12 protein-coding genes are annotated in these 15827 nt (G+C 70.7%); 4 read left to right on the top strand and 8 right to left on the bottom strand.

Annotated elements, in window-relative coordinates; genetic code table 11:
- Nucleotides 1-69: 69 nt before the first annotated feature.
- From AB0I41_RS18685 to AB0I41_RS18660, 6 genes are all read right to left on the bottom strand, one after another.
- Nucleotides 70-2928: a discoidin domain-containing protein gene (locus AB0I41_RS18685; protein ID WP_357108767.1), complete on the bottom strand. Its 2859-nt coding sequence runs from the start codon at nucleotides 2926-2928 to the stop codon at nucleotides 70-72.
- Between the two features lie 173 nt (nucleotides 2929-3101).
- Nucleotides 3102-4754, bottom strand: coding sequence for a glycoside hydrolase family 13 protein (locus AB0I41_RS18680; RefSeq protein ID WP_357108764.1), 1653 nt, complete (start codon nucleotides 4752-4754; stop codon nucleotides 3102-3104).
- Nucleotides 4755-4852: 98 nt separating this feature from the next.
- On the bottom strand, nucleotides 4853-5740 hold the full coding sequence (locus tag AB0I41_RS18675; RefSeq protein WP_357108762.1) for a carbohydrate ABC transporter permease: 888 nt from the start codon (nucleotides 5738-5740) through the stop codon (nucleotides 4853-4855).
- A gap of 13 nt (nucleotides 5741-5753) precedes the next feature.
- On the bottom strand, nucleotides 5754-6710 hold the full coding sequence (locus AB0I41_RS18670; RefSeq protein ID WP_357108759.1) for a sugar ABC transporter permease: 957 nt from the start codon (nucleotides 6708-6710) through the stop codon (nucleotides 5754-5756).
- Between the two features lie 86 nt (nucleotides 6711-6796).
- On the bottom strand, nucleotides 6797-8176 hold the full coding sequence (locus tag AB0I41_RS18665) for an extracellular solute-binding protein (protein WP_357108757.1): 1380 nt from the start codon (nucleotides 8174-8176) through the stop codon (nucleotides 6797-6799).
- A 493-nt stretch (nucleotides 8177-8669) separates the two neighbouring features.
- Nucleotides 8670-9671 (bottom strand): LacI family DNA-binding transcriptional regulator, encoded by a 1002-nt coding sequence (locus tag AB0I41_RS18660; RefSeq protein ID WP_357108755.1) that lies wholly within the window; start codon nucleotides 9669-9671, stop codon nucleotides 8670-8672.
- Between the two features lie 544 nt (nucleotides 9672-10215).
- Between AB0I41_RS18660 and AB0I41_RS18655 the strand changes: the two genes are divergently transcribed.
- From AB0I41_RS18655 to AB0I41_RS18640, 4 genes are all read left to right on the top strand, one after another.
- On the top strand, nucleotides 10216-12174 hold the full coding sequence (locus tag AB0I41_RS18655; protein ID WP_357108877.1) for a glycosyl hydrolase family 28-related protein: 1959 nt from the start codon (nucleotides 10216-10218) through the stop codon (nucleotides 12172-12174).
- A 199-nt stretch (nucleotides 12175-12373) separates the two neighbouring features.
- Complete coding sequence (locus AB0I41_RS18650; RefSeq protein WP_357108752.1) at nucleotides 12374-12727, top strand: hypothetical protein; 354 nt, start codon at nucleotides 12374-12376, stop codon at nucleotides 12725-12727.
- On the top strand, nucleotides 12724-13428 hold the full coding sequence (locus AB0I41_RS18645; RefSeq protein ID WP_357108749.1) for a tetratricopeptide repeat protein: 705 nt from the start codon (nucleotides 12724-12726) through the stop codon (nucleotides 13426-13428). The genes AB0I41_RS18650 and AB0I41_RS18645 overlap by 4 nt, the downstream gene beginning before the upstream one ends.
- A 207-nt stretch (nucleotides 13429-13635) precedes the next feature.
- Complete coding sequence (locus AB0I41_RS18640; protein WP_357108747.1) at nucleotides 13636-13806, top strand: hypothetical protein; 171 nt, start codon at nucleotides 13636-13638, stop codon at nucleotides 13804-13806.
- 22 nt (nucleotides 13807-13828) lie between these two features.
- Here AB0I41_RS18640 and AB0I41_RS18635 read toward each other — a convergent pair whose 3' ends face one another.
- Both AB0I41_RS18635 and AB0I41_RS18630 read right to left on the bottom strand, forming a co-directional pair.
- On the bottom strand, nucleotides 13829-13981 hold the full coding sequence (locus tag AB0I41_RS18635; RefSeq protein ID WP_357108884.1) for an acetylxylan esterase: 153 nt from the start codon (nucleotides 13979-13981) through the stop codon (nucleotides 13829-13831).
- A gap of 278 nt (nucleotides 13982-14259) precedes the next feature.
- Complete coding sequence (locus AB0I41_RS18630) at nucleotides 14260-15714, bottom strand: glycosyltransferase family 39 protein (protein WP_357108745.1); 1455 nt, start codon at nucleotides 15712-15714, stop codon at nucleotides 14260-14262.
- Nucleotides 15715-15827 lie beyond the last annotated feature (113 nt).

The following is a 15827-nucleotide window of genomic DNA, read 5'->3' as shown; positions in this document are numbered from 1 at the left end:
GCGGCGGGGTGGGGCGGCCGGGCCGGCCGGGTCGCGCGGGAGCGCCGACCGGCCCGGAGACGGGTGCCCTCAGGCGGAGTGGACCTCGAACTCGGAGAGTTGGCCGGCCGGCCAGCCGGTGTTGCCGGTGACGGTCACCCGCAGGTACCGCTGGCTGGCGGCGGGGAACGTGATCGTCACGGTGTTCCCGGTGGCCGGGTCGAAGGTGTAGCCGGCCGAGGACTTCAGGACGCCGTACGACGAGCCGTCGGTCGAGCCGAGCACCGACAGCGTCTGGGTGCGGGTCTGCCAGGCCGTGGCCGGGGGCAGCTTCAGCACCACCCGGGACACCGACCGCGCGGCGCCCAGGTCGACGGTCAGCGACTGCGGGAACGCGTTGTTGGCGCTCTCCCAGTAGGTGCTGGCGTTACCGTCGACCGCGTTGCCGCCGGCGTACACGTCGGCGTGGCTGGTCTCGCTGACCGGGCGGCCAAGCGCCAGGTTCCCGCTGGGCGGGGGCGTGGTCGGCGGGGGCGTGGTGGTGGGCGGCGGCGCGCTGCCGCCGTACACCTCGAACTCGGAGACCTGGCCCGCCGGCCACCCGGTGTTGGCGGTGAAGTTCAACCGGAGGAACCGGCGGCTGCCGGCCGGCAGGTTGATCGACACGGTGTTGCCGCTGGCCGGGTCGAAGGTGTAGCCGGCGGAACCGAGCACCGTCGCGTACGTGCCGCCGTCGGTCGAATCGAGCACCGACAGGGTCTGGGTCCGCCGCTCCCAGCCGGACGGGAGCTTCAGCACGATCCGGTCGGTGTTCACCGCCGCGCCCAGGTCGACGGTGAGCGTCTGCGGGAAGGAGCCGTTGGCGCTCTCCCAGTAGCTGGCCGGGTTGCCGTCGACAGCGTTGCCCGCCACGTAGTTCTGCGACACGCTCGACGCGGTCGCCGGCCGGCCCTGAGCCAGGTTCCCGCCCGTGGGCGGCGGCGTGGTCGGGGACGGCGTGGTCGTCGGTGAGGTGGTCGGGGTGCCGGTGGGCGGGCTGGTCGGGCCGTTGCCCCACTGCGGCTCCGGCCACGGCCCGCAGTACGGGGTGGGGGTGTACCAGCCGGAGTTGCCGGCGCCCTGGGTGATCTGGAAGCCGCTGCCGACGCAGTTGTGGATCGGGTTGCTCTGCGCGATCCCGGTGGCCTGCACGTTGGTGAAGGACACCTGGCTGGGCGCCTGCACCTGGAGCGCGTACGTCCCGGTGCCGTCGATCCGCACGTTGGTGAGGCTGATCCCGCTGGTCTGGCCCTCGATCCAGTGCAGGGCGGCGTAGGAGCTGTCCAGGATGTCGGTGTCGGTGACCCGGATGCTGGCGCCCTGGATGGGCTCGTTGAGCGCGGAGAACCAGATCGCGCCGACGCCGAAGTTCCAGTTGTAGTCGGAGTTGCCGGTGCGGATCAAGGTGTTCCGGGCGACGGTGATCGTCCCGGAGACCGCGGTCGGACCCTGGACCCCCGGGTACCGGTTGGCGACATGGATGCCGCCGCCGTTGGTCACCGAGTCGGCGGTGACGTTGTCGGCGATGGTGATGTCCCGGCCGCCGTAGGTGACCAGGTGGTTCGCCAGGACGGTCACGCCGATCGTGTTGTGGGTGAAGGAGTTGCCGACGTTCGGCACGTTCTGCGCCCACATCGCGAGGGCGTCGTCGCCGGTGTTGCGGACGAACGTGTTGGTCACCGTCGAGTTGGTGACGCCCCAGTGGAAGTTCACCCCGTCGGCGGTCTGGTCGAGGATCCGGCTGTTGCGGATGGTGAGGTTGTCCATCGGGCCGTCCATCCAGGCGCCGACCTTGGTGTGCTGCATCCAGACGTTGTCGACCACCGAGTTGCTCAGCGCGCCGCCGATGGCGTTCACCTGGTCCTCGTCGACCCGCTCGCGGATGTCGCCGATGATGGCGAAGTCGCGCAGGGTGACGTTGCGGCTGGGGCCGCCGGCCTCGTGCGGCCGGATCTCCCCGCTGTAGCCGCCGCCGGGAACGTACTTGCCGTAGATGCCGGCCGCGCGCTTGCGGTCGGTGGGGTGCCGGCCGCCGAGCACCGAGTACCACGGGCCCGCGCCGCGCAGGGTCACCCCGTCGACCACCACGTGGTCCCAGAGGGTGAAGGTGCCGGCCGGGATCCAGACCGGCTTCCCCTGGGCCTTCCCGGCGTCGACCGCCGCCTGGAACTTCGCCGTCGAGTCGGTGGCGCCGCTCGGGTCCGCGCCGAAGTCCGTGACGACGTCGAGCACGCCGGCGGGCTTGGCGATCGGCGCGCCGACCAACTCGAAGTCGGCCAGGTCGACGGTGAAGGTGGGCGACTGCGCGGTCGAGGAGACCTGCAACCGGATCTTCGTGCCGGTCGGGTAGGTGGTCCCGAACAGGGTCCGGGTCTCGTCGTAGAAGTGGTGCGGGTTGGTGTCGCCCGGGTTGTTGTTGAACGGGTACCCGCCGTAGTACCAGCCGTACCGGGAGGTGACCGGCACTGCCTTGACCAGCGTGCCGTTCGCCCGCAGGTCGAGGCTGGCGTCCCGGCCGGTGCCGGCGGCGCTGTCCGGCAGGCTGTAGCGGAAGGTCACCGCGTTGGCCGGGGCGGTCAGGGTGAACTCGACGTACTCACCGACGGCGTCGAGGGTGACCGCCTCCCGGCCGGACGCCTCGGACGGCAACTGGCCGTAGTAGCGGGTCGGACCGATCTTCGTACCCTTGTGGGTGGCCCGTTCCGCCTCGTGCTCGACGAACGGCACGGTGGCGCCCCGGCCGGCGATGTCGAACGGGGACAGCCCGGCGGCGCGTGCGGGGGTGGCGGTGGAGACCGCCACGGCGCTGACGCAGGCCGCCACGAGCGTGGCGCCGGCGACCGCGGCCAGCAGGGCGCGGGCGGGTCGTCGCGGGGGTGGAGGGGAGGTGCCGATGGTGTGGTGGGCCATGAGCGGTGCTCTCCGTTTCGTCAGGCGGGCCGGGTCCCCCCGTGTGTCGGGCTGCGGCGGCACCTCCGTTCGGTCGGGCCGGCGCGCGGCCGGCGGTGTGGCGTCGGGTCGGGACGGACCGGCCGACGGGTGGCGCCGGCCGGTCGGGACGGATCGGCCGGCGCCGGGACGGGTCAGGAGGTCGGCGTGCCGGCGGCGGCGGACGAGTGCGGCGCGGTACGCAACCAGACGGCGGTGTCCGGCGGCAGCAGGTCGCCGTCCAGCGGTCCGCTGGCGAGCAGTCGCGCCTCGTGCGGAGGCAGCGGGACCGGGGTCGCGCCGAGGTTCACCAGACAGGCGAAGCCGGGACCACGGGCGAAGGCGAGCACCCCGTCCGGGGCCGGCAGCCAGCGCAGCGTCCCGTCACCGAGGTCCGGCTCGGTACGCCGGACGCCGATCGCCGACCGGTACAGCTCCAGCATCGAGTGGGGATCGTCGGTCTGCGCCCGGACCGTCCGGTCCTTCCAGTCCGCCGGCTGGGGCAGCCAGGGCGCCCGGCTCGCGGCGTCCGGGCTGAACCCGAACGGCGGCGCGTCGCCGGCCCAGGGCAGCGGCACCCGGCAGCCGTCCCGGCCGTGGCCCGAGCGCTCCCACATCGGGTCCTGACGCAGCTCGGGCCGGATGTCCTCGACCTCCCACAGGCCCAACTCCTCGCCCTGGTAGACGTAGACCGCGCCGGGCAGGGCCAGGGTGAGCAGCCCCGCCGCCCGGGCCCGGACGGTGCCCAGTTCCAGGTCGGTGGCCACCCCCTCGCGCTTACTGGCGAAGCTGAAGGTGGTGTCGGCGCGGCCGTACCGGGTGACGTGGCGGGTCACGTCGTGGTTGGACAGCACCCAGGTGGCGGGCGCGCCGACCGGGGCGTGCGCGGCGAGCGTCTCGTCGACGCAGCGGCGCAGTGCCGCCGCCTCCCAGGCGCAGCCGAGGAAGTCGAAGTTGAACGCCGAGTGCAGCTCGTCCGGGCGCAGGTAGTTGGCGAACCGTTCCCGGTCCGGCAGCCACACCTCGCCGATCAGCGCCCGTTCCCCCGGGTACTCGTCGGCGATCCGTCGCCAGGCGCGGTAGACGTCGTGCACCGCCGCCAGGTCGACGAACGGGCTGGGCCGGTCGTCGCTCACCTCGGGCAGCGTCGGGTCCTTGGCCAGCAGGGCGGCCGAGTCGATCCGGATGCCGTCCACCCCCCGGTCGAACCAGAACCGGAGGACGTCCTCGAACTCCGCGCGCACCCGGGGGTGGTCCCAGTTGAAGTCGGGCTGCTCCGGCGTGAACAGGTGCAGGTACCAGTCGCCGGGGGTGCCGTCCGGGTCGGTGGTCCGGGTCCAGGTCCCGCCGCCGAACTGGGACACCCAGTCGGTGGGCGGGCGCTCGCCGCCGGGGCCCCGACCGGCACGGAACCAGAACAGCTCCCGTTCGGGCGCCTCCGGGCCGCCGGCCAGCGCGGCCTGGAACCAGGGGTGCGCCGCGGAGCAGTGGTTGGGCACCACGTCGACGATGATCCGGATGCCCCGCTGGTGCGCCTCGATGATCAGCGCCTCGGCCTCCGGAAGGCTGCCGAACACCGGGTCGATGCCCCGGTAGTCGGCGACGTCGTAGCCGGCGTCGGCCATCGGCGAGGGATACCAGGGGCTGAGCCACACGGCGTCGACCCCGAGGCCGGACAGGTGGTCCAGGTGCGCCCGGATACCGGCGATGTCGCCGATCCCGTCGCCGTTGCCGTCGGCGAAGCTACGTGGGTACACCTGGTAGATCACCGCTCCACGCCACCACGGACTATTGGCTGCTGTGGACACGAGCACCTGCTTTCTGCGTCAGTACGTCGGCGGGTTCGCCGGACCTGAATGTGTATCGGGCGAACGGTCGTTGTTCGCCGCGGGATGTTGCTTCGGGGCTATCCTTTGAGGCTGCCTGTGGTCAGGCCGGACATGATGTTCCGCTGGAAGATCAGAAAGACGATGACGGTCGGAATCGCGGCGATGACCGACGCGGCGATCACCACGTTCATGGGCGTACCACCCGAGAAGGCGTAGATGCCGACGCTGACCGTCCGGGTCTCGGGCGACGGCATGACCAGCTTCGGCCAGAGAAAGTCCTTCCAGACCGCCGTCACAGCGAAGATCGAAACTACGCCGAGGATGGGCCGCGACATCGGCAGGATGATCGACCACAGCGTGCGCAGCGGCGTGGCCCCGTCCATGAGGGCCGCCGCCATCAGCTCCTCTGGGATCGAGTCGAAGAACCGTTTCAGCAGGAAGATGTTGAACGCGTTCGCGACCGTGGGCAGCCAGATCGCAAACGGTGAGTCGAGCAGGTTGAGGTGCAGGATCGGCAGGTCGATAACGGTCACGTACTGCGGGACGATGAGGACCATCGCCGGGATCATCAGCGTTGCCAGCATCAGGCCGAGGATCAGGTTGCCGAACGCCGGTCGAAGCTTCGACAAGGCGTACGCCGCAGCGGTGTCGAGGACGAGCTGGAACAGCAGCGCGCCGGTCGCGTAGTAGAACGTGTTGAACAGCAGCTTGGCGAGGTCCAGGTTGTTCCACGCATCAGCGTAGTTCTGCACCTGGGGATCCTTCGGGAACAGCGATGGCGGGGTCTGCGCGATCTCCTGGCCGGACTTGAGCGCGCCGGTGACCATCCAGTAGAGCGGCCCGAGGAAGACGAGCGTGAAGCCCACGACGACGACGGCGAGCAGCGTCCAGTAGATAACCCTGCCGCGCCCCCGCCGAAGCTGGGCGTGGGAGATGAGGGTCCGGGTCCCGGAGTCCTGTGCCATTCCTCGCCCCGTCCTATTCCTGTTTCGAGCTCAGCCGCACGTAGACGGCGGAGAAGCCGGCCAGCACCACGAGCATGATCACGCCGAGCGCCGCGGCGCCGTTGAGGTCGTTCTGGAAGAACCCGTGCTGGTAGATGAGGTACGCCACCGAGGTCGCGGAGTCCTCCGCGCCCGTACCGTTCGCGAGGATCAGCGGCTCGATGAAGAACTGCATCGTGGCGACGATCTGCAGCATCGCCAGGAGCGCGAGGATCAGCCGGGTCTGCGGGATTGTCACGTGGCGGATCCGCCGCCAGATCCCGGCGCCGTCGAGCTCGGCCGCTTCGTAGAGTTCGCCGGGGATGTTCTGCAGTGCCGCCAGGTAGATCAGTACCGCGCCGCCCATGTTCATCCAGGTCGACGCGATCACCATCGCCGGCATCGTCATCTCGGGGGACTGCATCCACTGCGATGTCGGCAGGTGCAGCGCCTTGAGGATCGAGTTGAAGAGTCCCGCGTCGCTGGGGTCGTACCCGTAGAACTTGAAGAGAAAGAGCGCCGAGGCTGGCGGCAGCATCACCGGCAGGTAGACCAGGATCCGCAGGTACCCCTTCGCGTGGCGAAACTCGTTGAGCAGGATCGCCACGAAGAACGGCACCGCGTACCCGAGTACGAGCGCGAGAATCGTAAAGTAGAACGTGTTCTTCCAGGCCGTCCAGAAGCTGGGATCGGCGATGATGCGGTCGTAGTTGTCCCAGCCGACCCAGGTCGTGACGCCGCGCCGGGTGCGCTGGAAGCTCATGACGACGCCGCGGATCATCGGATACCAGGAGAAGAACGCGAAGCAGATCACCGCGCCGATCAGGAACGCGTGCCCGGTGAGGTTGTCTCGTACCTTTCGGCCGAGGCTCGTACGCTGCGGCCCTGCCCGGTACGGCGACGCGGGGCGACCCGGTTCTCTCTTGGTCCCCGGGGCGGTGGTGATCGCCAAGGCATCTCCTGCATGAGTCAGTGACGCCGACGCTGCGGCGCGGACGGTGTGGGGGCCGGCGGCAGGCCAGCCCCCACGCCCTCGGATCACCCTTCGGCGGTCAGGAGCTGGTTGACTTTTCCTTCGGCCGTCTTGAGAAGCGCGTCGATGTTCGCGTTCGGGTTCGTCAGCACACCGGACATCGCGGCGTCGAGCACCGCGTAGATCGCCTGCGCGTTGCGGGGCTCACCCTTGATCGGGACTGGGGTCGCCTCGAAGATCGCGAAGTTCGCGGTGTCGACGTTCGCGTTCGTCTTGCGCAGCTCGAGTTCCTGCTTCTGCGCGTCGCTGCCGTTGGCGAAGAGCAGCGGCTGGGGCAGGCCCACCGGGTAGTTCTGCGGCTTGGCCCGGACGTAGTCGAACTGGCCCTTACCCGGCGTCAGCTTCTGGTACGCGATCCACTTCAGACCGGCCTTGACCTGCTCGGGGGAGAGGCCCTTCGTGAAGAAGTAACCCTCGCCACCACCGAGCGTCCCCTTCGCCGCGCCGTCCTGGCCGGGCAGCGGGGCCATCGCCCAGTCCTGGAACTTGCCCTGGAACTGGCTGACGATCGCCTGGGTGGCGTCCGGCGCGCCGATGAACATGCCGACCTTGCCCGCGCCGGCGTTGGTCAGCAGGTCGCCCCACTGCAGCAGTTGGCGGTCGCCCATGCTGTTGTCGCCGTACCGCATGTCCTTGAGGTTCTGCAGGACCTGCTTGCCCATCGCGTTGTTGAAGTCGGCCTTCTTGCCGTCGGCGGTCAGCACCTGGCCGCCCTGGGAGTAGAGCAAGGACGTGAAGTGCCAGCCTCCGGTGTTGCCGGCGCTGTACTCCGAGTAGCCGGCGATGCCCTTACCGAGCGCGGAGATCTTCTTGGCGGCGTCCCGGACCTCGACCCACGTCTTCGGCGGGCTGTTCACGTCGAGCCCGGCCTGCTGGAACAGGACCTTGTTGTAGACCAGGCCCATCGAGTAGTTCTTCACCGGGACGGCGTAGATCTTGCCGCCGTCGGTGAAGACCTCCTTGAGTGCCGGGTCGATGCTGTCCCAGGTCGGGACCGTGTCCTTGTCGGCGAACTCGGTGATGTCCATCGCCTGACCGGAGTCGAGCACCTGCTGGAGATCGGTCATGTACCCGTAGAACAGGTCGGTAACGGTGCCGCCGGCGAGGCGAGCGGTGAAGTCCGGCGGGTTGTTGCACTGCTCGCCGACGCTGACGCTCTTGACGACGATATCGGGGTTCTGCCGCTGGAACTCGATGACATCGTCGTTCCAGTTCTTCAACAGCTCTTTCTGGGCGCCGACCGGCTGGCAGTCGACGGTGATGGTGGCCTTGCCGCCTGCATCGGTCTTTGCATCGTCACTCTTCGTGGAGCAAGCCGCAAGGCTGAGCCCCAGGCCGGCCACGAGCGCTAACGCCGCAGCCTTCCGGTACTGCGGTACGGACATCTGTCCATCCCTTCGGGAACGGGAGTCTCCATGACCTTCGCTGGCCTGCGGTGATCGTCACCGCGGCCATGCCCTGCTACTGATCTGTCTCCGCCATGTGACCTGCCCCCTGGATCTGCGCCGAGGCCAGGTGTGAGCGACGTCACTGTAACGAAGCGAACTCATTTCGGCAAGCTATCGATCTCACCTTGAAAGGATGCGACTTGTTGGTGGCAGATGTTGACAGGGGTTTGGGAGGAGCCGGCTCTGCAGCTTTTCGCCCCTTTTGCCGAGCAGCAATGAGGCCGCACATCTGGTCGCAGACTTTCAGAGGCCGCCGGAAGATCTGGCGGCCAACCTGGTCAGCGCGGTCACGGAGCAGAGTGAATCAACGCAACTGCTCAACCAGGTGGCGCCGCGCTGGCGGATGGATCGGGCCGGCGCTGCTCGGCGCCGGCGACGACGAAACGGCCGCCGACCGCGAGCATCGGTCGACGGACGGAGCGTCGTTCAGTCAGCGGCCGGGGGCAGGCGCGGTGGAACCGCGTACCACCAGTTCAGGCTCGAACAGCAACTCGTCGCGGAGGACACCGGCGCCGTCGATCTGGGTGACCAACAGGTCGACCGCCGCCTGGCCCATCGTCTCGATCGGCTGCCGGACCGTGGTCAGCGGCGGATCGGTGCAGGTCATGAACGCCGAGTCGTCGAAGCCGATCACCGAGACGTCCCCGGGTACGGAGAAGCCGAGCCGGCGCACCGCCCGGATCGTGCCGAGCGCCAGGACGTCGCTGGCGCAGATCACCCCGGTGATGCCGCGCCCGATCAGCTTGGCCGCGGCCACCCGCGCGCCCTCCATCGAGAAGCTGGACCGCTCGACGCGCCCGTCCGGGTCCTGCCAGCCGGCGATCCGGGCCAGCGCGGCGAGCTTGCGTCGGGACGGCACGTGATCCTCGGGGCCCAGCACCATGCCGATCCGCTCGTGCCCGAGCGACCGCAGGTGCCCGTACGCCTGCTCCACCGCGACCGCGTCGTCGGTGGAGACCCGGGGGAAGTCCAGCGCGTCGACCCCGGCGTTGACCAGCACCACCGGCAGTCCACGGTCGGTCAGCCGCCGGTAGTGGTCGTGCGAGGCGTCAGCCAGCGCGTACGACCCACCGGCGAAGATCACGCCGGAGACCTGGTGGTCGAGCAGCATCTCGACGTAGTCCGCCTCGGACACCCCGCCGATGGTCCGCGCGCAGAGCGCGGGGGTGAAGCCCCGCTGGGCGAGCGACCCGGTGACCACCTCGGCGAGCGCCGGGAAGATCGGGTTCTGCAACTCCGGGAGCACCAGCCCGACCAGTCGCGCCCGCTCCCCCCGCAGCTTCGTCGGCCGTTCGTAGCCGAGCACGTCCAGGGCGGTGAGGACGGCGGTACGGGTCGACTCGGAGACGCCGCCACGACCGTTGAGCACCCGGCTGACGGTGGCCTCGCTGACGCCCGCCTTCCTCGCCACCTCGGTCAGTCGCTTCGTCACGCCGCGATGATACGGCACAGGATCTGCAAGAAATGGACTGTGCCTTGACGTGTCACGTCAGCGGCCGAGGGCGAGGGCGGGAGTGGCGGTCCGGCGGTCGGCCGGGTTGGTCGGCGCGTGCTGCGGGGGTGGACATGTCCGTGCGGCCCTTTGGAGCTGATGACGTGAACGGTTCAACGACGGCGTCCGGCCCTCGCTTGGTGGGGTACGGAGCGCGTCCGCCGGGGTTCAGTCCGGTCCACATCACCCGCGACGACGTCCCGGCGGGTGGGTCGCAGGCGCCCAGCGGGGGCAGGACGTCAGCGCTGCAATTCCTGCACAAACACGTGCTTGAATATTGACAGCTCGTAGAAATAACATCGCCACAAGCAACTCGCCTCGCTTCTGACACCCACCGCAGGCAGGACGGGGACTGCCCGCGGCGTCGATGACGGTCGTCGGGCCCTCGGGAGAAACGGATCACGCGATGTCTCGAATCACCACAGGACGGCCGGGCAGACCGGCACGCTGGCTGCCGGTGGGCGCGGCGGCGGTGGCGGCGGTCATGGCAGGCACCCTGACCGGCGGGGCCGCGGCGGCCCGCGCCGAGGGGGTCTCCCCCGCGCCTCCGGTGGTCACCCGGGCCGCCCTCGACCCGTCACTCGTCGCGGGCCGAGGCGCCGAGGTCGGGTTCGTGGAGCAGGAGGCGGAGCACGCCACGACGAACGGCACCGTGATCGGCCCGGGACGGACGGCGTACACCCTGGCGTCGGAGGCCTCCGGTCGCCGGGCGGTGAGCCTGGCGCCGGGCCAGTTCGTCGAGTTCACCCTGCCGGCCGCGGCCAACGCGATCACCGTGCGCTACAGCATCCCGGACGCGCCCACCGGCGGCGGCATCACCGCGCCGCTGGACGTCTCGGTCGGTCGCCGGCCTGCCCGGACCATGACCCTCACCTCGCAGTACGCCTGGCTGTACAACCAGTACCCGTTCTCCAACGACCCCACCGCCGGCCTGCTCCACCCCGAATGGTGGATCACCGAGTGCTCCTGCGTCCCCGCCGCCACCACGCCCACCCCGACGATCGCCACGCCGTTCCGCCCGCACCACTTCTACGACGAGCAGCGCCTGCTGCTCGGCAGGACGTACCCGGCCGGCAGCGTGCTGCGGCTCGCGGTCCCGACCGGGAGCGTCGCCCCGTGGACGGTCATCGACCTGCTCGACTCGGAACTGGTCGGCCCGCCGCGCGTCGCGCCGGTCGCGGCGAACGTGCTGGCGTTCGGCGCGGACCCGACCGGCCGGCGCGACTCCGCCGACTCCTTCGACCGGGCGATCTCCTTCGCCCGCCGAACGAATCTGAAGGTCTACCTGCCGCCGGGGACGTACCAGGTGAACCGCCACATCGTCGTCGACGACGTCACCATCGAGGGCGCCGGCAACTGGTACACGATCGTCAAGGGACGCGAGGTCGCGCTGGACGCCCCGACCCCCGACGGTTCGGTGCACACCGGAGTCGGCTTCTACGGCAGGGCGGCATCGGCGGGCGGCAGCCGCAACGTCCACCTGTCCGGGTTCGCGATCGAGGGCGACGTCCGCGAGCGGATCGACACCGACCAGGTCAACGGCGTCGGGGGTGCCCTGAGCCACTCCAGCATCGACGGCCTCTACCTGCACCACACCAAGGTGGGGCTCTGGTTCGACGGGCCGATGACCGACCTGCGGGTCACGAACAACGTCATCGTCGACCAGATCGCCGACGGCCTGAACTTCCACACCGGCGTCACCGACTCCATGGTGCGGAACAACGTCGTCCGCAACACCGGCGACGACGGCCTCGCCATGTGGTCGGAGAAGACCGGCAACGCCCGCAACACCTTCGACCACAACACCGTGCAGTCACCGGTGCTGGCCAACGGCATCGCCATCTACGGCGGCACGGACAACACGGTCTCGCACAACCTGGTCGCCGACCCGGTCCGGGAGGGCAGCGCCATCCAGGTCGGATCGCGGTTCGGCGCCGAGGCGTTCACCGGGCACCTCCGGATCACGGAGAACACCACGGTCCGCGCCGGCACCTACGAGCTGAACTGGAACATCGGTCTCGGCGCCATCTGGTTCTACACCCTGGACCGGAGCATCGACGCGGACATCCAGGTGGTCGGCGACCACTACCTCGACAACACCTACAACGCCATCATGCTGGTCAGCGACTGGCCGGTGAAGGACCGGTACTCGATCACGAACGTCCACTTCAGGGACATCAGGGTCGACGGGGCCGGGACCTCCGTGGTGAGCGCCCGCTCGGCGGGCTCGGCGTCCCTCGCCAACGTCGACGCGCGGAACGTGGGAGCGGTGGGCGTCAACAACTGCGGCTCCTTCCACTTCACCCCCGCCGGCTCCGAGTTCAGCCTGACCGACCTCGGCGGCAACGACGGCGGCTGGCTCGCCCCGTGGCAACTGCCCAACACCATCACCTGCGACGACCGGCCGCCGGTCGTGCCACCGCCGCCGCCCGCCACCTGGTGACCGCCGGCCCGTCCCCGGCGCCGTGGCGATCGTCCGCCCCGGCGCCGGGGTAGGTGTGGCGTCCGGACGGCGCGTCGCGCCATCGCCGCCGCCCTCGCCGACGGCGGAGCGGGGATCGCGCCCGCGACGCCGAGGGTGGCCCGGGGAAGCAGCCGAGCGGTGGATACCACCGCTCGGGCGGGGCGGCCGGCATGACGGAATGAACAGAGGCCGTCACCTGGCGTTGACAACGACGGGAGCGCTCGTCGCCCTGCTCGCGACGGCGTTCGTCGTCCTGCGGTGGGAGTCGGCGAACCGGGTCGCGACGGCGGTATCGGCGCTGGCGGGCGTCGCCGGGGTCGGGGTGGCCGTCTGGGCCGCCCTCACCGGCGGTCGGGGCCGCGACCGGGCCCACGCGACCGGCCGGGCGACGGCCGGCACCGCCGGCTACGCCACCTCGGGCATCGACGCGCCCACCGGCGACCCCGCCCCGGTGGAGGTCTCCCGGACCGGCGACGCCGAGGCCACCGGCGGCAGGCAGGCGATCAGCGGGATCCGGCGCCGCGACCGATGACCGGCGATCCGCTCGGCGGGCGACACCCCGTCGGCTACCTCGTCACGAACACCGGCGACGCGTGGGCCGGCACACCCGGCAGCGTCGCCGTCTCCGGGTACGTCGAGGGCGACGCCGCCGTCGTGGTGGCACGGCGCGCCGTCGACCGCTTCGAGGGCGGCCCCCGGTCGGTGACCGGCGAGCTGGGCCTGGCCGGGGCGCTGACCAACCTCGCGGTGATCGAGGCGCAGGTGGGCCTGGGCCGGGAGGCGCTGGCCACCGTCGGGCGCGCGGAGCGCATCTGGCGCCGGCTCAGTGCCGAGCGGCCCTCGGTCTACCTGCCCGAACTCGCGCTGGCGCTCAACACGGTCGGGCTGCGGCACGCCGACCTGGGGCAGCTGACGGCGGCGGTGGACGTCGCGGAGGGGTCGGTGCGGATCTACCGCGACCTCGTCCGGGTCAACGCGGTGGCCTTCGAACTGGACCTCGCCGCGGTGCTGGCGAACCTCAGCGGGTACCTCTGGCAGCTGGGCCGCCGTACCGAGGCGCTGCAGGCCAACAGCGAGGCCGAGGAGGTGTTCGCGCGTTGGGGCGGGGCCAACCCGGAGGCGTTCTCGCTGCACCTTCGGCACGTCCGCGAGAACATCGCCCGGATGAACGCGCAGCGCGGCCCGGCGGACCTGCGCCGCTGGGAACTGGGCGCGCACTCCTTCGCGAGCTGAGGCGACATCCTCCCGAACCGCGACACCAGCGCGACCGTCACCAGGCCCGATGACGGCATCCATGACCCCGTACCTGGTGTCCACCGGCGGCGGCGCGCTGCTCGACGTGGACAGCTGACAACGACCGCCATGTACCGGGCGGAAACGGGACCGGCCGGCGGGCCGGCCGCGTAGCGTGGGCGACACGAGCGGCAGCAGGAGGGTGACGTGACGGAACCGGAGGAAGACCGGGAGAAGACCGCCAAGACCGACCGGGTGCTCTACTCCCCCGACGGGGATCCCCACCACACCGTGGCGCAGGCGCCTCAGCCCGACGAGCACCCTCCGGTGACCGTCACGCGAGAGGACCGGACCGAGGTCGTCGACGACGACCAGTGACAGCCCCGGCGCGGCAGGACGGTCACCGCGCCGCGATCACGACGGCAGCCGCGACGGCGCGGGCGCCACGCGGCAGCCGCAGCCAGGCCCGGACCGGCTGCCCGGCGAACCCGGGAAAGGTGACGTCGAGGACGTCGGTCGTGGCCAGCCCGGTGTCCACCGGCTCGATGCGCACCGGCCAGCCGCACTCCCGTTGACTCGGCGATCGTGTCCGCCCAGAACCTGTCGAAGTCCTCCGGTTCCCGCACCCCGCTGCGGTACGCCCGCAGCTGTTCCTCGGGCAGGTCGGTGAACGCCACCGCTCACCCGGCCGGCGGCGTGACGGTGAACCGGGGGTGCAACCGCCGGGTGTGGTCGACGTGTCGGGCCGGGCCGCGCAACGCGACCGTGGGCCACGAGCCGGTGGTCCGTGCTGGACGCCCCCCGGGCCCTGGACGCCGGCGCGGACCCCACTCAGTGTTGACCGGTTTGCCCCCGGACCAGCAGCACCACGGTGACCCCGAGGAACCGGTCCGTGCTGGTGACGTCGAACTCGTGGCGGAGCAGATCAGCCCGGGTGGGCGGAAGTCGGTCGAACGGATCCCACGACTCGCCGACAACCAGCCAGATCCGTCGGACATCCCCGACGCAGGGAGCGGGGTCCACGCAGTCGATCGCCCAGAACCACCCGGACCTGCCCGCGGGCACGGCAACGAACACGTCACGCGGCTTCGTCCGCAGCTGGTACGCCATCGGCAGGGGAGCACTCCAGCCGCGCCAACCCGAGTACGCGATGCCGTCACCGGTCTCGTACCGCCGGTCGATCAGGCCGGCCGCGGCGCGGTAGTCCGCCTCCCCGGCCACCGGGCTGCGCCGGGCTTCCGTCTGGCCGGGCACACCCACGGCGGCGACCGCCACCACGGCGGCGCCCAGGACGGCGACGGTCGTGCCGGGAGGAATCCTGCCCCGCAGACCGGACACCGGCACGGCGATCGCGACCGCGGCCAGCAGCGACCAGGCGGGGAGGGTGAACAGCACGAACCTGGCAAGGAAGAGGTGCACCAGCGGATAGCTCAGGTAGCAGATCACCGGAGGCGCCACGGCCCAGACAAGCAGGGGAAGGATCAGGGCACGCCGGGAGCGCCAGAGTACGACGGCGCCGAGCAGGCCGGCCGAGACGAACGTCCAGGCGATCGCGGAGGAGCCGAACAACTCCGTCGGGAAACGGACGAGTGCCTGCCCGTCCCGGGTGATCCAGGAGACCTGACCGGACTGGGTGGACGCCTCGTACAGCATCGGCGCCGCGGCCAGGGCCAGCAGCAGCACCGTGGCCCTCCAGCTCCCCAGGGTTCGACGTCCACGTCCCCGCCTGACCGCGGAGCAGACCATCAACGCGTGGGCCGCCAGCACCATCGCGGCGACGAAGTGCAGGTAGGTCAGCGCCAGCAGACAGCCGCCGTACAGCAGGAAACGGCGCCACGACGGCCGGTCGAGCGCCCAGGCCAGCGCGAGCGTGGCCAGCACGGCAAGGGCGACCACCCAGGCGTACGAGCGCGCCTCCTGCCCGTACCGCGAGACGGACGGGATCGCGACGAACAGCAGCCCCGCGGTGACCCCGACGGAGGTGTCGTACAGCTTCCGGCCCAGCAGCGCGAGTGCACCGGCAGCCACCGCCACGCCGATGATCGACGGGAGTCGCAGCGCGAGGGTCGACTCTCCGAACGCCGTGGTCCACAACCGCATCACCACGTAGTAGAGGGCGTGGGCGATGTCCAGGTTGCCGAGCACGCGCCACAACTCCGCCCACGAGATGGTGGTGGCCAGCCAGGTGACGGACTCGTCGTACCAGATCTGGCGGCCGGTGCTGCCGATGACCGCGATCGTGAACGCGGCGAGGGAGACCGGCAACGCGATGCGGGCTCGCGGCACCGGCGCATTCGTTACGCTGCGCGGCGGGTCGGCCGGCACCAACGTGACGGGCGCCGTCGGAGCGGGGCGCCCACCCGAGCTGGCTGATCGGGACACGGTCACGCTGGCACCAT

This window comes from Micromonospora sp. NPDC050200 (genome assembly GCF_040656135.1).
In the GTDB taxonomy this organism is placed as follows: Bacteria; Actinomycetota; Actinomycetes; order Mycobacteriales; family Micromonosporaceae; genus Micromonospora.
Note: the sequence above shows the minus strand (reverse complement) of the source record. Positions and strands in the feature narration are given on the sequence as shown.